Genomic DNA, 16664 nt, shown 5'->3' on the forward strand with positions numbered 1-16664 from the left:
GACGTGCGACAGCGCCTGCCCAGTCGTCCGGTCGGGGACTGTGGGGCAGACGCTGTCAGTGTTCCGCACGCCGTTGTACGGGACGTCTTGTGATCCGGGACGGATCAGACCATGAGCGAGCGGTCCGTCGGGCGGATCGGCGCCGGCAGGTCGCTGGCACCGGTCAGGAAGCGGTCGCAGCCGCGGGCGGCCGAGCGGCCCTCGGCGATCGCCCACACGATGAGCGACTGGCCGCGGCCCGCGTCACCGGCGACGAACACGCCCGGCACGTTGGTCTGGAAGTCGGCGTCGCGGGCGATGTTGCCGCGCTCGTCGAGCTCCAGGCCGAACTGCTCGACCAGGCCGTTCTCCCGGTCGGTGCCGGTGAAGCCCATGGCCAGGGTGACCAGCTGGGCGGGGATCTTGCGCTCCGTGCCCGGCTTCTGGGTCAGCTTGCCGTCGACGAACTCGACCTCGACGAGGTGCAGCCACTGGACGTTGCCGTCCTCGTCGCCCTCGAAGTGGGTGGTGGAGACGGAGTAGACCCGCTCACCGCCCTCCTCGTGCGCGGACGTGACCTTGTAGAGCATCGGGAAGGTCGGCCACGGCTGGGAGACCGGGTTCCGCTCCTCGCCCGGGCGGGGCATGATCTCCAGCTGCGTGACGGAGGCCGCGCCCTGGCGGTGGGCGGTGCCCACGCAGTCGGCGCCGGTGTCGCCGCCGCCGATGACCACGACGTGCTTGCCCTCGGCCGAGATCGGGGAGGTGACGTAGTCGCCCTCCTGGACCTTGTTGGCCAGCGGCAGGTACTCCATGGCCTGGTAGACGCCCTTGAGCTCGCGGCCGGGGACCGGGAGGTCACGGGCGGTCGTGGCGCCGGCGGCGATGACGATCGCGTCGTACCGCTTCTTCAGGTCGGTCGCCTTGAGGTCGCGGCCGATCTCGACGCCGGTACGGAAGCGGGTGCCCTCCGCGCGCATCTGCTCGATGCGGCGGTTGATGTGCCGCTTCTCCATCTTGAACTCGGGGATGCCGTAGCGGAGGAGGCCTCCGACACGGTCCGCGCGCTCGTAGACGGCCACGGTGTGGCCCGCCCGGGTGAGCTGCTGGGCGGCGGCCAGGCCCGCCGGGCCCGAGCCGATGACCGCGACGGTCTTGCCCGACAGGCGCTCGGGGGCCTGCGGGGCGACGGTGCCCGCGTCCCACGCCTTGTCGATGATCGAGACCTCGACGTTCTTGATGGTGACGGCCGGCTGGTTGATGCCGAGCACGCACGCCGACTCGCAGGGAGCCGGGCACAGCCGCCCGGTGAACTCCGGGAAGTTGTTGGTGGCGTGCAGGCGCTCCGACGCGGCCGACCAGTCCTCGCGGTAGGCGTAGTCGTTCCACTCGGGGATGAGGTTCCCGAGCGGACAGCCGTTGTGGCAGAACGGGATGCCGCAGTCCATGCACCGGCTGGCCTGCTTGCTGATGATCGGCAGCAGCGAGCCGGGGACGTAGACCTCGTTCCAGTCCTTCAGACGCACGTCGACCGGGCGGGACTTGGCGACCTCGCGGCCGTGGTTCAGGAAGCCCTTCGGGTCAGCCATTGATCGCCGCCTCCATCATCTTCTCGGTGATCTCGGACTCGGAGAGTCCCGCTCGCTCGGCGGCGTCCTTGGCGGCGAGCACTGCCTTGTACGTGCTGGGGATGATCTTGCTGAACCGCTCCGCGGACGCGTCCCAGTCCACGAGGAGCTTCTCGGCGACCGTCGAACCGGTCTCCTCGGCGTGGCGGCGCACCACGTCGTGCAGCCACTGCTTGTCCGCGTCGTCCAGGGCCTCGACCGCGTCCAGGTTGCCGACGTTGACGTTGTCGCGGTCGAGGTCGATCACGTAGGCCACACCGCCGGACATGCCGGCCGCGAAGTTGCGGCCCGTCTCGCCGAGGACCACGGCGTGACCGCCGGTCATGTACTCGCAGCCGTGGTCGCCCACGCCCTCGGAGACGACCAGCGCGCCGGAGTTGCGGACGCAGAACCGCTCGCCGGTACGGCCGCGCAGGAACAGCTCGCCGCCGGTCGCGCCGTAGGCGATGGTGTTGCCCGCGATCGTGGAGTACTCGGCGAGGTGGTCGGCGCCCCGGTCGGGACGGACGATCACCCGGCCGCCGGAGAGGCCCTTGCCGACGTAGTCGTTGGCGTCGCCCTCCAGACGCAGCGTGACACCGCGCGGGAGGAAGGCGCCGAAGGACTGGCCGGCGCTGCCGGTGAAGGTGATGTCGATGGTGTCGTCGGGCAGGCCCGCGCCGCCGAACTTCTTCGTCACCTCGTGGCCGAGCATGGTGCCGACCGTGCGGTTGATGTTGCGGATCGAGACCTGGGCGCGCACCGGCTGGGCGTCGTTCGCCGAGTCGGCGGCCAGCGCGTCGGCGGCGAGCTTGATCAGCTCGTTGTCGAGCGCCTTCTCCAGGCCGTGGTCCTGGGCGATGACCTGGTGCAGCGCCGCGCCCTCGGACAGCTCGGGCACGTAGAACAGCGGGGCGAGGTCCAGGCCCTGCGCCTTCCAGTGGTCGACGGCGCGCTGGACGTCGAGGACCTCGGCGTGGCCGACGGCCTCCTCGATGGAGCGGAAGCCCAGCTCGGCCAGCAGCTCGCGGACCTCCTGCGCGATGAACCGGAAGAAGTTCACCACGTACTCGGCCTTGCCGTTGAACCGGTCCCGCAGGACCGGGTTCTGGGTGGCGATGCCGACCGGGCAGGTGTCCAGGTGGCAGACGCGCATCATGACGCAGCCGGAGACGACGAGCGGCGCGGTCGCGAAACCGAACTCCTCGGCGCCGAGCAGCGCGGCGATGACCACGTCACGGCCGGTCTTCAGCTGGCCGTCCGTCTGGACCACGATCCGGTCGCGCAGGCCGTTGAGCAGCAGCGTCTGCTGGGTCTCGGCGAGACCGAGCTCCCAGGGACCGCCCGCGTGCTTCAGCGAGGTCAGCGGGGAGGCGCCGGTGCCGCCGTCGTGGCCGGAGATGAGCACGACGTCCGCGTGCGCCTTCGACACACCGGCCGCGACCGTGCCGACGCCGACCTCGGAGACCAGCTTGACGTGAATCCGCGCCTGCGGGTTCGCGTTCTTCAGGTCGTGGATCAGCTGGGCCAGGTCCTCGATGGAGTAGATGTCGTGGTGCGGCGGCGGGGAGATCAGACCGACGCCCGGGGTCGAGTGCCGGGTCTTGGCGACCCACGGGTAGACCTTGTGGCCGGGCAGCTGGCCGCCCTCGCCGGGCTTGGCGCCCTGGGCCATCTTGATCTGGATGTCGTCCGCGTTGACCAGGTACTCGGAGGTCACGCCGAAGCGGCCGGAGGCGACCTGCTTGATCGCCGAGCGGCGCGCCGGGTCGTACAGGCGCTCCGGGTCCTCGCCGCCCTCACCGGTGTTGGACTTGCCGCCCAGCTGGTTCATGGCGATGGCGAGGGTTTCGTGCGCCTCCTTGGAGATGGAGCCGTACGACATGGCGCCGGTGGAGAAGCGCTTGACGATCTCGGAGACCGGCTCGACCTCGTCGACGGAGATCGGCGCGCGGCCCTCCGCGCCCGTCTTGAAGCCGAACAGGCCGCGGAGGGTCATCAGCCGCTCGGACTGCTCGTTCACGCGGTCCGTGTACTTCTTGAAGATGTCGTAGCGGGCCGTGCGCGTGGAGTGCTGGAGGCGGAAGACCGTCTCCGGGTCGAACAGGTGCGGCTCGCCCTCGCGGCGCCACTGGTACTCGCCGCCGATCTCCAGGGCGCGGTGGGCCGGCGCGATGCCGGACGCCGGGTACGCCTTGGCGTGCCGGGCGGCGACCTCCTTGGCGACGACGTCGATGCCGACGCCGCCGATCTTGGTGGCGGTGCCGCTGAAGTACTTCTCGACGAAGGCGTCGTCGAGACCGACGGCCTCGAAGACCTGGGCGCCGCGGTAGGAGGCGACGGTGGAGATGCCCATCTTGGACATGACCTTCAGGACGCCCTTGCCGAGCGCGTAGATCAGGTTGCGGATCGCCTGCTCGGGCTCGAGGCCGCTGATGAAGGTGCCCGCGCGCAGCAGGTCCTCGACGGACTCCATCGCCAGGTACGGGTTGACGGCGGCGGCGCCGTAGCCGATCAGCAGGGCGACGTGGTGGACCTCGCGGACGTCACCGGCCTCGACCAGCAGGCCCACCTGGGTGCGCTGCTTGGTGCGGATGAGGTGGTGGTGGACGGCCGCGGTGAGCAGCAGCGACGGGATCGGCGCGTGCTCGGCGTCCGAGTGGCGGTCCGACAGGACGATCAGACGGGCGCCGTTCTCTATGGCGGCGTCGGCCTCGGCGCAGATCTCGTCGATGCGCGCGGCGAGGGCGTCACCGCCGCCGTGCACCCGGTACAGACCGGACAGGGTCGCGGCCTTGAAGCCGGGCATGTCGCCGTCGGCGTTGATGTGGATGAGCTTGGCCAGCTCGTCGTTGTCGATCACCGGGAAGGGCAGGGTGACCGAGCGGCAGGAGGCGGCCGTGGGCTCCAGCAGGTTGCCCTCGGGGCCGAGGGACGAGCGCAGCGAGGTGACCAGCTCTTCGCGGATCGCGTCCAGCGGCGGGTTGGTGACCTGCGCGAACAGCTGGGTGAAGTAGTCGAAGAGCAGGCGCGGGCGGGAGGACAGCGCGGCGATCGGCGAGTCGGTGCCCATGGAACCGATCGGCTCGGCGGCGGCCTTGGCCATCGGCGCCAGGATGACGCGCAGCTCCTCCTCGGTGTAGCCGAAGGTCTGCTGGCGGCGGGTGACCGAGGCGTGGGTGTGCACGATGTGCTCGCGCTCGGGCAGGTCGCCCAGCTCGATCTCGCCGGCCTCGAGCCACTCGGCGTACGGGGCCTCGGCGGCGAGCTGCGCCTTGATCTCGTCGTCCTCGATGATGCGGTGCTCGGCGGTGTCGACGAGGAACATCTTGCCGGGCTGCAGCCGGCCCTTGCGGACGACCTTGGCGGGGTCGATGTCCAGGACGCCGACCTCGGAGCCGAGGACGACGAGGCCGTCGTCGGTGACCCAGTAGCGGCCGGGACGCAGACCGTTGCGGTCGAGGACCGCGCCGACCTGGGTGCCGTCGGTGAAGGTGACACAGGCCGGGCCGTCCCAGGGCTCCATCATCGTGGAGTGGAACTGGTAGAAGGCGCGCCGGGCCGGCTCCATGGAGTCGTGGTTCTCCCACGCCTCCGGGATCATCATCAGCACGGAGTGCGGCAGCGAGCGGCCACCGAGGTGGAGCAGCTCGAGCACCTCGTCGAAGGACGCCGAGTCGGAAGCATCCGGCGTACACACCGGGAAGATCCGCTCCAGGCCCTTGTCACCGAACAGGTCGGAGACGAGCTGGGACTCGCGGGCGCGCATCCAGTTGCGGTTGCCCTTGACGGTGTTGATCTCACCGTTGTGCGCGACGAAGCGGTACGGGTGCGCGAGCGGCCACGACGGGAAGGTGTTCGTGGAGAAGCGCGAGTGGACGAGCGACACGGCCGAGGCGAAGCGGCGGTCGGACAGGTCCGGGAAGAAGGGCTCGAGCTGGCCGGTGGTCAGCATGCCCTTGTAGACGATCGTCCGCGCGGACAGCGACGGGAAGTACACGCCGGCCTCGCGCTCGGCGCGCTTGCGCAGCACGAAGGCCTTGCGGTCGAGGTCGATGCCCTGGCTGGCCCCGTCCGTCACGAAGATCTGGCGGAAGGCGGGCATCGTCGAGCGGGCGGTGGCGCCGAGCAGCTCCGGGGCGACCGGGACCTCACGCCAGCCGAGGACGGTGAGGCCCTCACCGGCGGCGATCGTCTCGATCTGCGAGACGACGTCCTGGATGCCGTCCTCCGGGAGGAAGGCGATGCCGACGGCGTAGGAGCCGGCCTCGGGCAGCTCGAATCCGGCCACCTCGCGGAAGAACGCGTCGGGTACCTGGGTGAGGATGCCCGCACCGTCGCCGGAGTCCGGCTCGGAGCCGGTGGCGCCGCGGTGCTCGAGGTTGCGCAGAACGGTCAGCGCCTGCTCGACCAGCGTGTGGCTCGCCTCACCGGTGAGGGTGGCCACGAAGCCGACGCCGCAGGCGTCGCGCTCGTTGCGGGGGTCGTACATACCCTGCGCAGCAGGGCGAGCATCCATGAAGGACCAGTTCTGGCCATTCGCGGAATGCTGGGACGGCTGGCGCGGCGTACGCATCGGCTCTCCCGTCGTCGTCTCAAGTGGCATGTCTGGCGTGCCGAGGGACGACGTTGGCCCTCTGCGTGTGCGCAAAATTTCGTGCAGGTTACATGATGGAGCGGTTCTCGGGAACCGGATACTCCGTTCCAACATGCGGACGCCACGGGCTCGCGGCGGGGGTACCGCGCGCGTGGCTGGAAGTATGGGGGGACCGAACGGGACAGATCGATGTCCGTCGGTCCGAGGGGGCGGGAGGAGCGTCGTCGTTCACCCCGCGAGTGCGCCCCAGGCGTCATTGCCCACAGCGCTTACGGCTCATGCCCGCTGGTTAACCACTCGAAACCAGTCAGTAACGGCTACTTATGCGGCCCAACGCATAAGTAGCGGTCGACCTATCCTACGGCCGTTCCGAACAAACTGCCCAGGGCGTACGTCACACCGGCCGCCGCGCCGCCGAGCGCGAGCTGCCGCAGCCCGCTGTACCACCAGGTCCGCGCGGTCACCCTGGCCACGACGGCCCCGCAGGCGAACAGCCCGAAGAGCGCCAGCAGGACGGCGGGCCACAGCGCGCTCGCCCCGAGCAGATACGGCAGTACGGGCAGCATCGCGCCCAGCGCGAACGAACCGAAGCTGGACACGGCGGCGACCAGCGGCGAGGGCAGGTCGGAGGGGTCGATGCCCAGCTCCTCGCGGGCGTGGATCTCCAGCGCCTGCTCGGGGTCACGGGAGAGCTGCCCGGCGACCTGCCGGGCCAGGTCGGGCTCGACGCCCCGCGCCATGTACAGGGCGGCGAGCTCGGCCTCCTCGTCCTTCGGGTGCTTCCTGAGCTCCCGCCGCTCGACGTCCAGTTCGGCCTCGACGAGTTCGCGCTGCGAGGCGACGGAGGTGTACTCGCCGGCGGCCATGGAGAAGGCGCCCGCGGCCAGCCCCGCGAGCCCCGTGAGCACGATGGTGTGCTGACTCACCGACCCGCCCGCGACACCGGTCATCAGGGCGAGGTTGGAGACCAGGCCGTCCATCGCGCCGAAGACGGCGGGGCGCAGCCAGCCGCCGTTCACATCGCGGTGGGTGTGGTTGTCACGGTGCGCCTCGTGGAGTGGCGCTTCGACGTCGATGATGGCCATGAATCCCCCAGAACAGGTGAGCCAAGAAGCTAAGGCAAAGCTAACTTTGGACAGGTTCTAATTTCTGACAACGCAAAAATACGCCTCCCGATTCCCGTCCGCCAGGAAGGAAAGGCTGGGCTAACCTGCACTTTTACCTTCGAGCGCTCATTCGATCGCAAGGGTGCACAGATGTCGACCGGGTGACATGAGGGGGTGGGAGGCACGGGTCAACCGCCGATGGTGGGACACATCCGCAAACGGTTCCGCGTCCGTGCGGAGCCTCCGTCAGGAGAGGCCGCGTATGACGACGACCCGTGAACGAGCCCGCGGCGCCCTGCTCGGCCTCGCCGTCGGAGACGCCCTGGGCGCACCGGCCGAGAACCTGAAGCCGTCCGAGATCCGCGCCCGTTGGGGCCGCGTCACGGGCTATGTGACGGAGAACCCGGCCGGAACGGACGACACGGAGTACGCGATCTTCTCCGGTCTCCTCCTCGCCCGGCACGGCTCGGCCCTCACCCAGGCCCATGTCGAGGCGGCCTGGCACGAGTGGATCGCGGACCGTGCCGAAGGACCCTTCCGCGGCGCCGGCTTCAGCGAACGGGGCACGCTGGAGAACCTCCGCCGAGGCCTCGCCGCCCCCATCTCGGCCCAGCACCGCCACGCCTGGAGCGACGGCCTGGCCATGCGCGCGGCGCCCTTCGGCGTCTTCGCGGCGGGCCGCCCCGCCGAGGCGGCCCGCCTGGTCGCCATCGACGGTTCGGTGAGCCATGACGGCGAGGGCATCTACGGCGGCCAGGCGGTCGCCGCGGGCGTCGCGGCGGCGATGGCGGGCGCGTCGACGATCGCGGTGGTCGCGTCCGCGCTGGCCGTGGTCCCGGAGGACTCCTGGACGGCCCGCTCGCTGCGCCGGGCGGTGGCCGTCGCCCACCGCGGCGAACGCGCGGTCCGCTCCGCCGTCGTCATCGGCGGCTACCCCTGGACCGACCTCGCCCCCGAGGCCGTCGCCCTCGCCTTCGGCGCCTACGCGGCGGCGGACGGCGACTTCCCGGAAGCCGTCCTCACGGCCGTGAACATGGGCCGGGACGCCGACACCACGGCGGCCGTGGCGGGCGCCCTCGCCGGCGCCACGCAAGGCGCCTCGGCCATCCCCACGGCCTGGTCGGCCGCGATCGGCCCCGCCCGGGGCAGCTGCCTCCCCTCCATGGCGGGCCACCACGTCCTGGACGTCGCCGAACTGCTGGTGCCGGGCGAGGGGGGCAAGTGGGGAGAGGGCCTGGTCGTACCGGAGTCGGTGTCGGAGCTGCTCCGCCGCGACACCCCGGCCCCCTTCGCCCTGGCGGCGGACACCGACACGGAGGCACCCGTATGAGACCCCCCGGCCCCTGGGACGAAGGCCCGAACACCGCCTCGACACCCGGCGAACACACCCCCGAGGAACCTGCCACCCCACCCGCACCCGCACGCGACGAAGGCGAGAACACCCCCCAGCAGCCACCCGCACCCGCCGACGGCGAGAACGCCCCACAAGGGCCACCCGCACCCGACGACGAAACCCGCACGGGTGGTGCGGGTGGGAGACGACGGGCCGAAGGCGAAGCCGAGGCCCGGTCGACCACGCACCCGCACCCGCCCGCGCACGCACACCGCGTCGAGGGCCTCCTCCTGGGCCTGGCCGCGGGCGACGCCGCCGGCTGGCCCGCCGCACGGCACCGCGCCGCCCGCATGCCCGAGTGGACCCGCCGCCTCACCCGCGAACTGGACACCTTCGCCGAGCGGAACGCCACCACCACCCTCCCCGTCCCCATCGCCCTCAACCAGCCCCCCGAACCCCTCCGCCTCGGCCCCTCCGACGACGCCGAGTGGGCGGCCTTCGCGGCGGAGGCGGTCCTGAGGGCCGGAGACGACACCGTCCTCGGCGACCTCAGCCGGGAACGCCGTATGCGCGCCGCCATCGACCTCACCTGGAACGCGATCGCGAGCGAGGTCGCCGCCGCTGCGGACCGCGCCCCCGAGATCGAGTCCGCCGTCCTCCCGCTCCGCGCCCGCATCTCCGTCCGGGCCGGCCTCGGCAATCTCGCCACCGGCCTGCGCCCCCCGGCGACCGGCCACGACAACCCCCACTACTTCGACGACGCCGCCTGCGTCCGCGCCTGCGTGCTGGCCGTCGCCCACCCCGGCAATCCCCGGCTGGCCGCCGAACTGGCCGAGTTCGACGCCCGCTACACCCAGGACGGCGACGGCGTGCACGGCGCCAGGGCGATGGCGGCGGCCCTCGCCGTGGCCCTGGCCGGGGCGACCCCCGAGGCCTGCGTGAGCGCGGCGCTCGCCGAACTCCCCGAGCACACCGAGATCGGCCGCAACGCCCGCCACGCCCTCGAGCTCGCCCAGGACGCCGACGGCGCCTTCGCCCTGATCCCCCTCCTGGAACACCAGATCGTCGACCACGTCTACAGCTACGGCATCGCGGCGGCGGAAACGGTCCCGGTGGCCCTGGCCCTGGCCCGGGCCGCTCACGGCCGTATCTCCGAAGCGGTACCGGCGGCGGCCTGCCTGTCCCGCGTCGCGGACTCGGCCCCGGCGCTCGTCGGCGCGCTGACGGGTGCCCTCGGCGGCAGAAGCGCGATCCCCGCCTCCTGGCGGGACACCTGCCGTGTCCTGTCCGGCTGCGTCCTCCCCCGCCTCACCGGCACCGATCTGGTGGAACTCGCCGAACTCCTGGAAGCCGCACAACCGGCGTCACCAGGAGGATGATTCGGGCATGACGCCCAAAGAATCAGAAAGCGGTCTCGAAGACCGGATCACCGGCGCCCTGGTGGGCGCGGCGGTCGGCGACGCCCTCGGCGGCCCCGTCGAGGGCTACTCCCCCGACCAGATCCTCGAACGCCACGGCGGCCGCGTCCACGGCATCGTCGGCCCCTGGAACGGCGACGCCTGGCGCACCGCCCGCCCCATCGCCCCGTACCACAAGGGCGACGGCCACGTCACCGACGACACCTTGATGACGCATGCGCTGATCAGGGTCTACGCCCGCGTCCGCGACCACCTGGACGCCTACGCGATCACGGACCACCTGGTCCCGGACCTGATGACCAACCCCCGCTGGATCCCGGAACTGGAAGCCGAGGCCCTCCCCCTCCACCGCCTCTTCCTGGCGGAGAAATGGCTGGTGACGAAACTGCACTACGGCCATGCCGACCCCCGGGAGGCAGGCGTCGGCAACATCGTCAACTGCGGTGCGGCGATGTACATGGCCCCGGTCGGCCTGGTCAACGCGGCCCATCCGGCGGGAGCGTACGCCGAGGCGCTGGACATCGCCGGTGCGCACCAGTCCTCGTACGGCCGTGAGGCGGCGGGCGTCTTCGCGGCGGCGGTGGCGGCGGCCTGCGCCCCGGGGGCCACGGCGGAGTCGGTCGTGTCGGCCTGTCTCGCCCTGGCCAAGGACGGCACCCGCACGGCGATCGAGAAGGTCTGCGAAGAGGCGTCCCGCCACCGGGACTTCGAGTCGGCGCTGCTCCCCCTGCGGCAGGCGGTGGCCCCGTACGACACGGTGGGTCCCGACTACCGGCGGCCCTCGCTCGCCGCCCGCCGCCCGTCCCGCCTGCACGCGATCGAGGAACTCCCGGTCGCCCTGGGCATGTTGCTGGTGGCGAGGGGCGACTACCGCCACGCGGTCCTCGGCGCGGTGAACTACGGCCGGGACTGCGACTCGATCGCGACGATGGCGGGCGCGCTGGCCGGCGCCCTGGGCTCCCCGGTCCCCGACGACTGGTCGAAGCAGGTCGCGGAGGCCAGCCGGCTGGACCTCCGGGAACCGGCCCGCGTCCTCACCGAGGTCACCCGGGAGATCTTCGAGAAGGACGTCCGCGGACGCCGCACCCACGAGGCGGCCTTCACCACCCTCGGAGGCCCGGGATGCTGCGCCTGACCTGGGTCCAACCGGAGGACCTCCTCGGCCACGAACTGCGCCAGGCGACCGAGGACGGCCGGGAGCCCTGGGCCGTCGCGGCCCGCTGGCGAGCGGCGGGCGGCCCGCAGTCCCCCGCCCGGGCGGGGGCGTCGTCCGACCGCGCCTCCCGCTATCTGCGCCAGCTGGCGGAGGACCTGCTGGACGAGCTGGCGGACCTGCCGAGCAGACGGGCGGAGGACGAGCCGACCGACCTGGCCGCCATCCGCCGCAGCTGCGGGCAGTCGTTCCGCCGGGGCGGCACGGACGGCACCCCGCAGCCGCGGGCGAGCGGAACCCGCTCCCGCCCGGCCCCCGGCCCGGCCGCCCTGGAAGCGGCCTGGCTCGGCAGAGCGGCGGGCTGCCTGCTGGGCAAACCGGTGGAGAAACTTCCCCTCGACGCCATCCGCGGCCTCGCCAGGTCCACCGGCAACTGGCCCCTCCACACCTACTTCACCGCCCGGGGCGTCCCCCGGGAACTCCTCGCGGCACACCCCTGGAACCGCCGTTCGGCAGAGACCTCCCTCGCCGAGAACATCGACGGCATGCCGGAGGACGACGACCTCAACTACCCCCTCCTCAACCTCCTCCTGCTGCAACGCCACGGCCGCGGCTTCACCACCACCGACGTGGCACGGCTCTGGCTCGACGAACTCCCGGCAGGCCGCACCTTCACGGCCGAGCGCATCGCCTACCGCAACCTCCTCTGCGGCATCGAACCCCCGCGCACCGCCCGCCACCGCAACCCGTTCCGTGAATGGATCGGCGCCCTCATCCGCGCCGACGTCCACGGCTGGACCAACCCCGGCGACCCGGCCGCCGCGGCGGAACAGGCCCACCGGGACGCCATCCTCACCCACACCGCCAACGGCGTCTACGCGGCGATGTTCACGGCCGCCACCGTCGCGACGGCCGCGGCCGGCACGCACGACGTCCACGCCTGCCTCCGCGCCGGCCTCACGGTGGTCCCACCCCGCTCCCGCCTCGCCGAAGCGATCACCCACGCCGTCCGACTGGCCGAGACCCACCGGGACTTCGACACGGTGGTGGACGAGCTGCACGCCGCCCACAAGACCGCCCACTGGGTCCACGCCGTCCCCAACACCGCCCTGATCGCCGCCGCCCTCACCCACGCGGACGGCGACTTCAGCGGCTCCATCTGCCGTGCCGTCTCCGGCGGTTGGGACACCGACTCCAACGGCGCGACGGCCGGCGGCATCGCGGCGCTCCTCGCCGGCGACCCCGCCGCCCTGCCCGACCGCTGGACGGCCCCGCTCAAGAACCGCCTCGCCACCTCCGTCGCCGGCTTCGACGGCACCGGCTTCGACGCCCTCGCCCAGCTCACCTGGTCCCTCACGCCCCGGAAGGCATTCCGCCCATGACCGACACCGTGGTGCCAGACGGCACGACCCCGGACCTCATCGCCTCCGCCGGCCTGCCGGTGCCCCACGGGTCCGGCGCGGTGGTGCACGCCTCATGACCGAGAAGACCGTCACCGCCACGACCGTGTCGACGCCCCTGCACGGCCTGCGCGTCCTGGACCTCGCCACCCTCTTCGCCGGCCCGCTCGCGGCCACCCTGCTCGGGGACTTCGGCGCGGAGGTCGTCAAGGTCGAGCACCCCGCGAAACCGGACCCCTCCCGGGGCCACGGCCCGGCCAAGGACGGCATCGGCCTGTGGTGGAAGCTCCTCGGCCGCAACAAGCGCACGATCACCCTGAACCTGTCCACCCCCGGCGGCCGCGCCACCCTCCTGCGGCTCGCCGCCACCGCCGACGTGATCATCGAAAACTTCCGTCCGGGCACCCTGGAGAAGTGGGATCTGGGGTGGGAGGAGCTCTCCGCCGCCAACCCCCGCCTGGTCCTCACCCGTGTCACCGCGTTCGGCCAGTTCGGCCCGTACGCCCACCGCCCCGGCTTCGGCACCCTCGCCGAGGCGATGAGCGGCTTCGCCGCGATCACCGGTGAGCCGGGCGCGCCCCCGACGCTCCCGCCGTTCGGCCTCGCCGACTCGATCACCGCCCTGGCCACGGCCTACGCCGTCATGACCGCTCTCGCCGCCCGCGAGCGCACCGGCGAGGGCCAGGTCGTCGACATGGCGATCATCGAGCCGATGCTGGCGGTGCTCGGCCCCCAGCCGCTCTGGTACGACCAGCTGGGATACGTCCAGGAGCGCACCGGCAACCGCTCCGCCAACAACGCCCCGCGCAACACCTACCGCACGGCCGACGGCACCTGGGTCGCCGTCTCCACCTCGGCCCAGTCGATCGCGGAACGGGTGATGCGGCTGGTCGGCCGCCCGGACCTGATCGAGGAACCGTGGTTCGCGACGGGCGCCGGCCGCGCCGCCCACGCCGACGTCCTCGACACGGCGGTCGGCACCTGGATCGCGGCCCGCACCCGCACCGATGTCCTCGCCGCCTTCGAGAAGGCGGAGGCCGCCGTCGCCCCGATCCAGGACGTACGGGACGTGATGGCCGACCCCCAGTACCAGGCCCTCGGCACGGTCACCGCCGTCGAGGACCCCGAACTGGGCCGCATCCGCATGCAGAACGTCCTCTTCCGCCTCTCCGCCACCCCCGGCGCGATCCGCTGGACCGGCCGCCCGCACGGCGCCGACACGGACGAGGTCCTGACGGAACTGGGCCTGACAGCGGCCGAACTGACCGCCCTTCGCGCGGAGGGCGCCCTGTGACCCCGTTCCCCCTCACCTGGCTGTACGCCCCGGGCGACCGCCCCCACACCGTCAGCAAGGCCCTCGCCTCGGGCGCCGACGTCGTCGTCATCGACCTTGAGGACGCCGTCGCCCCGGACCGCAAGGCGTACGCCCGCAAGGCCACCGCCGAGCGTCTCTCCGAACCGCAGCCGGTCCCGGTGCACGTCCGGGTGAACGCCCTCGACGGCCCGCTGGCCTCCGCCGACCTCCAGGCGGTGGCCTCCCTGCCCGGGGTCCGCGGCCTGCGGCTGCCGAAGGTCACCTCCCCTCGGCAGATCGTCCGCATCGCCGAGGCCACCGTGCCGGCCGACGGCGGCGCACCCCCGCTGTACGCCCTCCTGGAGAGCGCCCTCGGCATCGAACACGCCTTCGCGATCGCCGCCGCGCACCCCGCGCTGCGGGGCATCGCCCTCGGCGAGGCGGACCTCCGCGCCGACCTCGGCATCCGTGACGACACGGGCCTCGACTGGTCGCGCTCCCGGGTGATCGTCGCCGCCCGGGCCGCGGGCCTCGCCCCGCCCTCGCAGTCCGTCCACCCCGACACCCGGGACCTGAACGGACTGGCGGCCTCCTGCGCCCACGGCCGCGCCCTCGGCTTCCTGGGCCGCGCCGCCATCCACCCCCGCCAGCTCCCCATCATCGAACGCGCCTACCTGCCGACCGAGCAGGAACTGGACGAGGCCGAGACGATCGTCAAGGCCGCGGTGACGGAACAGGGCGCCCAGGCCCTCCCGGACGGCCGCTTCATCGACGCGGCGGTGGTGGCGGCAGCCCGGCGCACCCTCTCGCTGGCTGCCCGCAGAAGCTGACTTCTCCTTCTCTTCCCCCCGTACGACGAGGGCGCCCGGCAGACCCCGGGCGCCCTCGTCGTCGTAGAACCGGCCGTCAGCTCTTCTTGCCCGCCGACTCGGCCTCGTCCTTCACCTTGTCCTTGTCCTCGTCCTCGGCCTCGGCCGCCTCGGTGTCCGAGGGCTCAGCCGCCGCGGCCTCGTCCTTCGCCTCGGCCTTGGCCTCTGCCGTGGACTCGTCCTCCGGCTCGCCCGCACCGTCGGCCTCGGTCTCGCCGCCTGCGGCATCCGCTCCGGGCTCGACGATCTCCTCCCGGCCCGGCCGCTTCTTCGCCGACACCACGATGTAGGTCACCGCGAGCAGACCCACGGCGATCGCGGTCCAGACGTTGAGCCGGAGGCCCAGGATGTGGTGGGCGTCGTCGATGCGCATGTACTCGATCCACCCGCGCCCCGCGCAGTACGCGGCGACATACAGCGCGAACGCCCGGCCGTGGCCCAGCTTGAAGCGGCGGTCCGCCCAGATGACGAGGAGGGCGACGCCGACGCACCACAGCGACTCGTACAGGAACGTCGGGTGGTAGTAGCCCGGCACCCGGCCGTCCGCCGAGGACGTGATGTGCAGGGCCCAGGGCACGTCGGTCGGCTTGCCGTACAGCTCCTGGTTGAACCAGTTGCCCCAGCGGCCGATCGCCTGCGCGAGGGCGATGCCGGGCGCGATGGCGTCGGCGTACGCCGGCAGCGGGATGCCGCGGCGGCGGCAGCCGATCCACGCGCCGACCGCGCCGAGGGAGATCGCGCCCCAGATCCCGAGGCCGCCCTCCCAGACCTTGAAGGCGTCCACCCAGTCACGGCCCTCGGTGAAGTACAGCTCGTAGTCCGTGATCACGTGGTACAGCCGGCCGCCGACCAGTCCGAACGGCACCGCCCAGACCGCGATGTCGGCCACCGTGCCGGCGCGCCCGCCCCGGGCGAGCCAGCGCTTGTTGCCGAGCCAGACCGCGACGAAGACGCCGATGATGATGCAGAACGCGTAGCCGCGCAGCGGGACGGGGCCGAGATACAGCACTCCGCGCGACGGGCTGGGAATGTAGGCAAGTTCCATGGCAGGTCCGACGCTACCCTGCCGCGGCGGGCCCACGGCGGGCAGCCCGGCTACGGCTCCATAACGGGCCGGTGAGAAACCCTCACCCTTGGTTGGCGTCCTCCACCATCTGCTTGAGCTTCGCCGGGGTCATCGTCTGGTCCTGGTAGATGTTCTTGCCGTTGAACAGCACGGTGGGCGTGCCGCTGAAGCCGCCGTTCCGGAAGGCCTCGTGGGACTTCGCCACCCAGCTGTCGTGCGTGCCCTTCTCGACACAGGCGCGGAACGCCGGCGTGTCGAGGCCCTCGACCTTGCCCGCCAGTTCGATGAGCTTGCTGTTCTTGCTGTACGCGTCGTCCGTCTCGGTCGGCTGGTTCTCGTACAGCACGTCGTGGTACGCGGTGAACTTTCCGACGTCCTGGGCGCAGGCCGCCGCGTTGGCCGCCTTGCGGGAGCCGCTGCCGCCCATGTTGCCGTCGATGAGGGTGGCCAGGTGGTACTCGACCTTGAGCTTGCCGGCGTCCGTCAGCTCATGGATCGTCGGTCTGTACGCCGTCTCGAAGGCCTTGCAGGCCGGGCAGCGGAAGTCCTCCCACACGGTGAGCGTGGACCTGGCGCTCTCCTTGCCGGCCGGGATCGCCAGGGCGTCCTTGCCCTGGGCCCCCGAAGGCGCCACGACCGGGCCGGACTTGGCGCTGTCCTCGTCCTTGCCGGAGTTCGCGGCGAGGACGCCGATCACCGCGGCCAGGCCCAGCACGCAGACCACGCTCGCGCCGACGATCAGTGTGCGCCGCCGCCGCTCGGCGGCCTTCTGCTTCTCGCGCTCCACCGCCAGTCGCTCCCGGGCGGTGCGCTTTCCCTCACGATTCTTCTCGCTCACACCC

At 72.1% G+C, this 16664-nt stretch carries 11 protein-coding genes; 6 read left to right on the top strand and 5 right to left on the bottom strand.

Translation table 11 applies throughout. From position 1 onward, the window contains the following. Nucleotides 1–104: 104 nt before the first annotated feature. From ACFY30_RS21580 to ACFY30_RS21590, 3 genes are all read right to left on the bottom strand, one after another. On the bottom strand, nucleotides 105–1568 hold the full coding sequence (locus ACFY30_RS21580; protein ID WP_390846780.1) for a glutamate synthase subunit beta: 1464 nt from the start codon (nucleotides 1566–1568) through the stop codon (nucleotides 105–107). Next, on the bottom strand, nucleotides 1561–6162 hold the full coding sequence (gltB, locus tag ACFY30_RS21585; RefSeq protein WP_390846781.1) for a glutamate synthase large subunit: 4602 nt from the start codon (nucleotides 6160–6162) through the stop codon (nucleotides 1561–1563). Before gltB ends, ACFY30_RS21580 begins: the two co-directional genes overlap by 8 nt. A 374-nt stretch (nucleotides 6163–6536) precedes the next feature. Then, a complete protein-coding gene (locus ACFY30_RS21590; protein WP_390846782.1) occupies nucleotides 6537–7268 on the bottom strand; it encodes a VIT1/CCC1 transporter family protein in 732 nt (243 codons plus the stop codon). Between the two features lie 283 nt (nucleotides 7269–7551). On the opposite strand from ACFY30_RS21590, the gene ACFY30_RS21595 reads away from it, so the two are divergent. From ACFY30_RS21595 to ACFY30_RS21620, 6 genes are all read left to right on the top strand, one after another. Further along, entirely contained in the window at nucleotides 7552–8619 is a 1068-nt protein-coding gene (locus ACFY30_RS21595; protein ID WP_390846783.1) for an ADP-ribosylglycohydrolase family protein, read from the top strand. After that, nucleotides 8616–10001, top strand: a complete 1386-nt coding sequence (locus ACFY30_RS21600) for an ADP-ribosylglycohydrolase family protein (protein ID WP_390846784.1) — start codon at nucleotides 8616–8618, stop codon at nucleotides 9999–10001. Before ACFY30_RS21595 ends, ACFY30_RS21600 begins: the two co-directional genes overlap by 4 nt. A 7-nt stretch (nucleotides 10002–10008) precedes the next feature. After that, complete coding sequence (locus tag ACFY30_RS21605) at nucleotides 10009–11175, top strand: ADP-ribosylglycohydrolase family protein (RefSeq protein WP_390846785.1); 1167 nt, start codon at nucleotides 10009–10011, stop codon at nucleotides 11173–11175. Continuing rightward, on the top strand, nucleotides 11163–12575 hold the full coding sequence (locus ACFY30_RS21610; protein WP_390846786.1) for an ADP-ribosylglycohydrolase family protein: 1413 nt from the start codon (nucleotides 11163–11165) through the stop codon (nucleotides 12573–12575). Before ACFY30_RS21605 ends, ACFY30_RS21610 begins: the two co-directional genes overlap by 13 nt. A gap of 94 nt (nucleotides 12576–12669) precedes the next feature. Then, nucleotides 12670–13887, top strand: coding sequence for a CaiB/BaiF CoA transferase family protein (locus ACFY30_RS21615; RefSeq protein ID WP_390846788.1), 1218 nt, complete (start codon nucleotides 12670–12672; stop codon nucleotides 13885–13887). Continuing rightward, entirely contained in the window at nucleotides 13884–14717 is an 834-nt protein-coding gene (locus tag ACFY30_RS21620) for an HpcH/HpaI aldolase/citrate lyase family protein (protein ID WP_390846789.1), read from the top strand. The genes ACFY30_RS21615 and ACFY30_RS21620 overlap by 4 nt, the downstream gene beginning before the upstream one ends. A gap of 76 nt (nucleotides 14718–14793) precedes the next feature. Here the strand turns inward: ACFY30_RS21620 and lgt are convergent, their stop codons facing one another. Both lgt and ACFY30_RS21630 read right to left on the bottom strand, forming a co-directional pair. Beyond that, nucleotides 14794–15801, bottom strand: a complete 1008-nt coding sequence (gene lgt, locus ACFY30_RS21625; RefSeq protein ID WP_390846790.1) for a prolipoprotein diacylglyceryl transferase — start codon at nucleotides 15799–15801, stop codon at nucleotides 14794–14796. An 82-nt stretch (nucleotides 15802–15883) separates the two neighbouring features. Further along, complete coding sequence (locus ACFY30_RS21630) at nucleotides 15884–16660, bottom strand: DsbA family protein (RefSeq protein ID WP_390846791.1); 777 nt, start codon at nucleotides 16658–16660, stop codon at nucleotides 15884–15886. Nucleotides 16661–16664: the final 4 nt, after the last annotated feature.

The sequence above is a fragment of the Streptomyces sp. NPDC000345 genome (assembly GCF_042898825.1).
Classification (GTDB): domain Bacteria; phylum Actinomycetota; class Actinomycetes; order Streptomycetales; family Streptomycetaceae; genus Streptomyces.

Bases quoted from the DNA above. Each gene is read 5' to 3' on its own strand.
- ACFY30_RS21580 (WP_390846780.1), bottom strand. From the start codon at position 1,568: ATGGCTGACCCGAAGGGCTTCCTGAACCACGGCCGCGAGGTCGCCAAG.
- gltB (WP_390846781.1), bottom strand. From the start codon at position 6,162: ATGCGTACGCCGCGCCAGCCGTCCCAGCATTCCGCGAATGGCCAGAAC.
- ACFY30_RS21590 (WP_390846782.1), bottom strand. From the start codon at position 7,268: ATGGCCATCATCGACGTCGAAGCGCCACTCCACGAGGCGCACCGTGAC.
- ACFY30_RS21595 (WP_390846783.1), top strand. From the start codon at position 7,552: ATGACGACGACCCGTGAACGAGCCCGCGGCGCCCTGCTCGGCCTCGCC.
- ACFY30_RS21600 (WP_390846784.1), top strand. From the start codon at position 8,616: ATGAGACCCCCCGGCCCCTGGGACGAAGGCCCGAACACCGCCTCGACA.
- ACFY30_RS21605 (WP_390846785.1), top strand. From the start codon at position 10,009: ATGACGCCCAAAGAATCAGAAAGCGGTCTCGAAGACCGGATCACCGGC.
- ACFY30_RS21610 (WP_390846786.1), top strand. From the start codon at position 11,163: ATGCTGCGCCTGACCTGGGTCCAACCGGAGGACCTCCTCGGCCACGAA.
- ACFY30_RS21615 (WP_390846788.1), top strand. From the start codon at position 12,670: ATGACCGAGAAGACCGTCACCGCCACGACCGTGTCGACGCCCCTGCAC.
- lgt (WP_390846790.1), bottom strand. From the start codon at position 15,801: ATGGAACTTGCCTACATTCCCAGCCCGTCGCGCGGAGTGCTGTATCTC.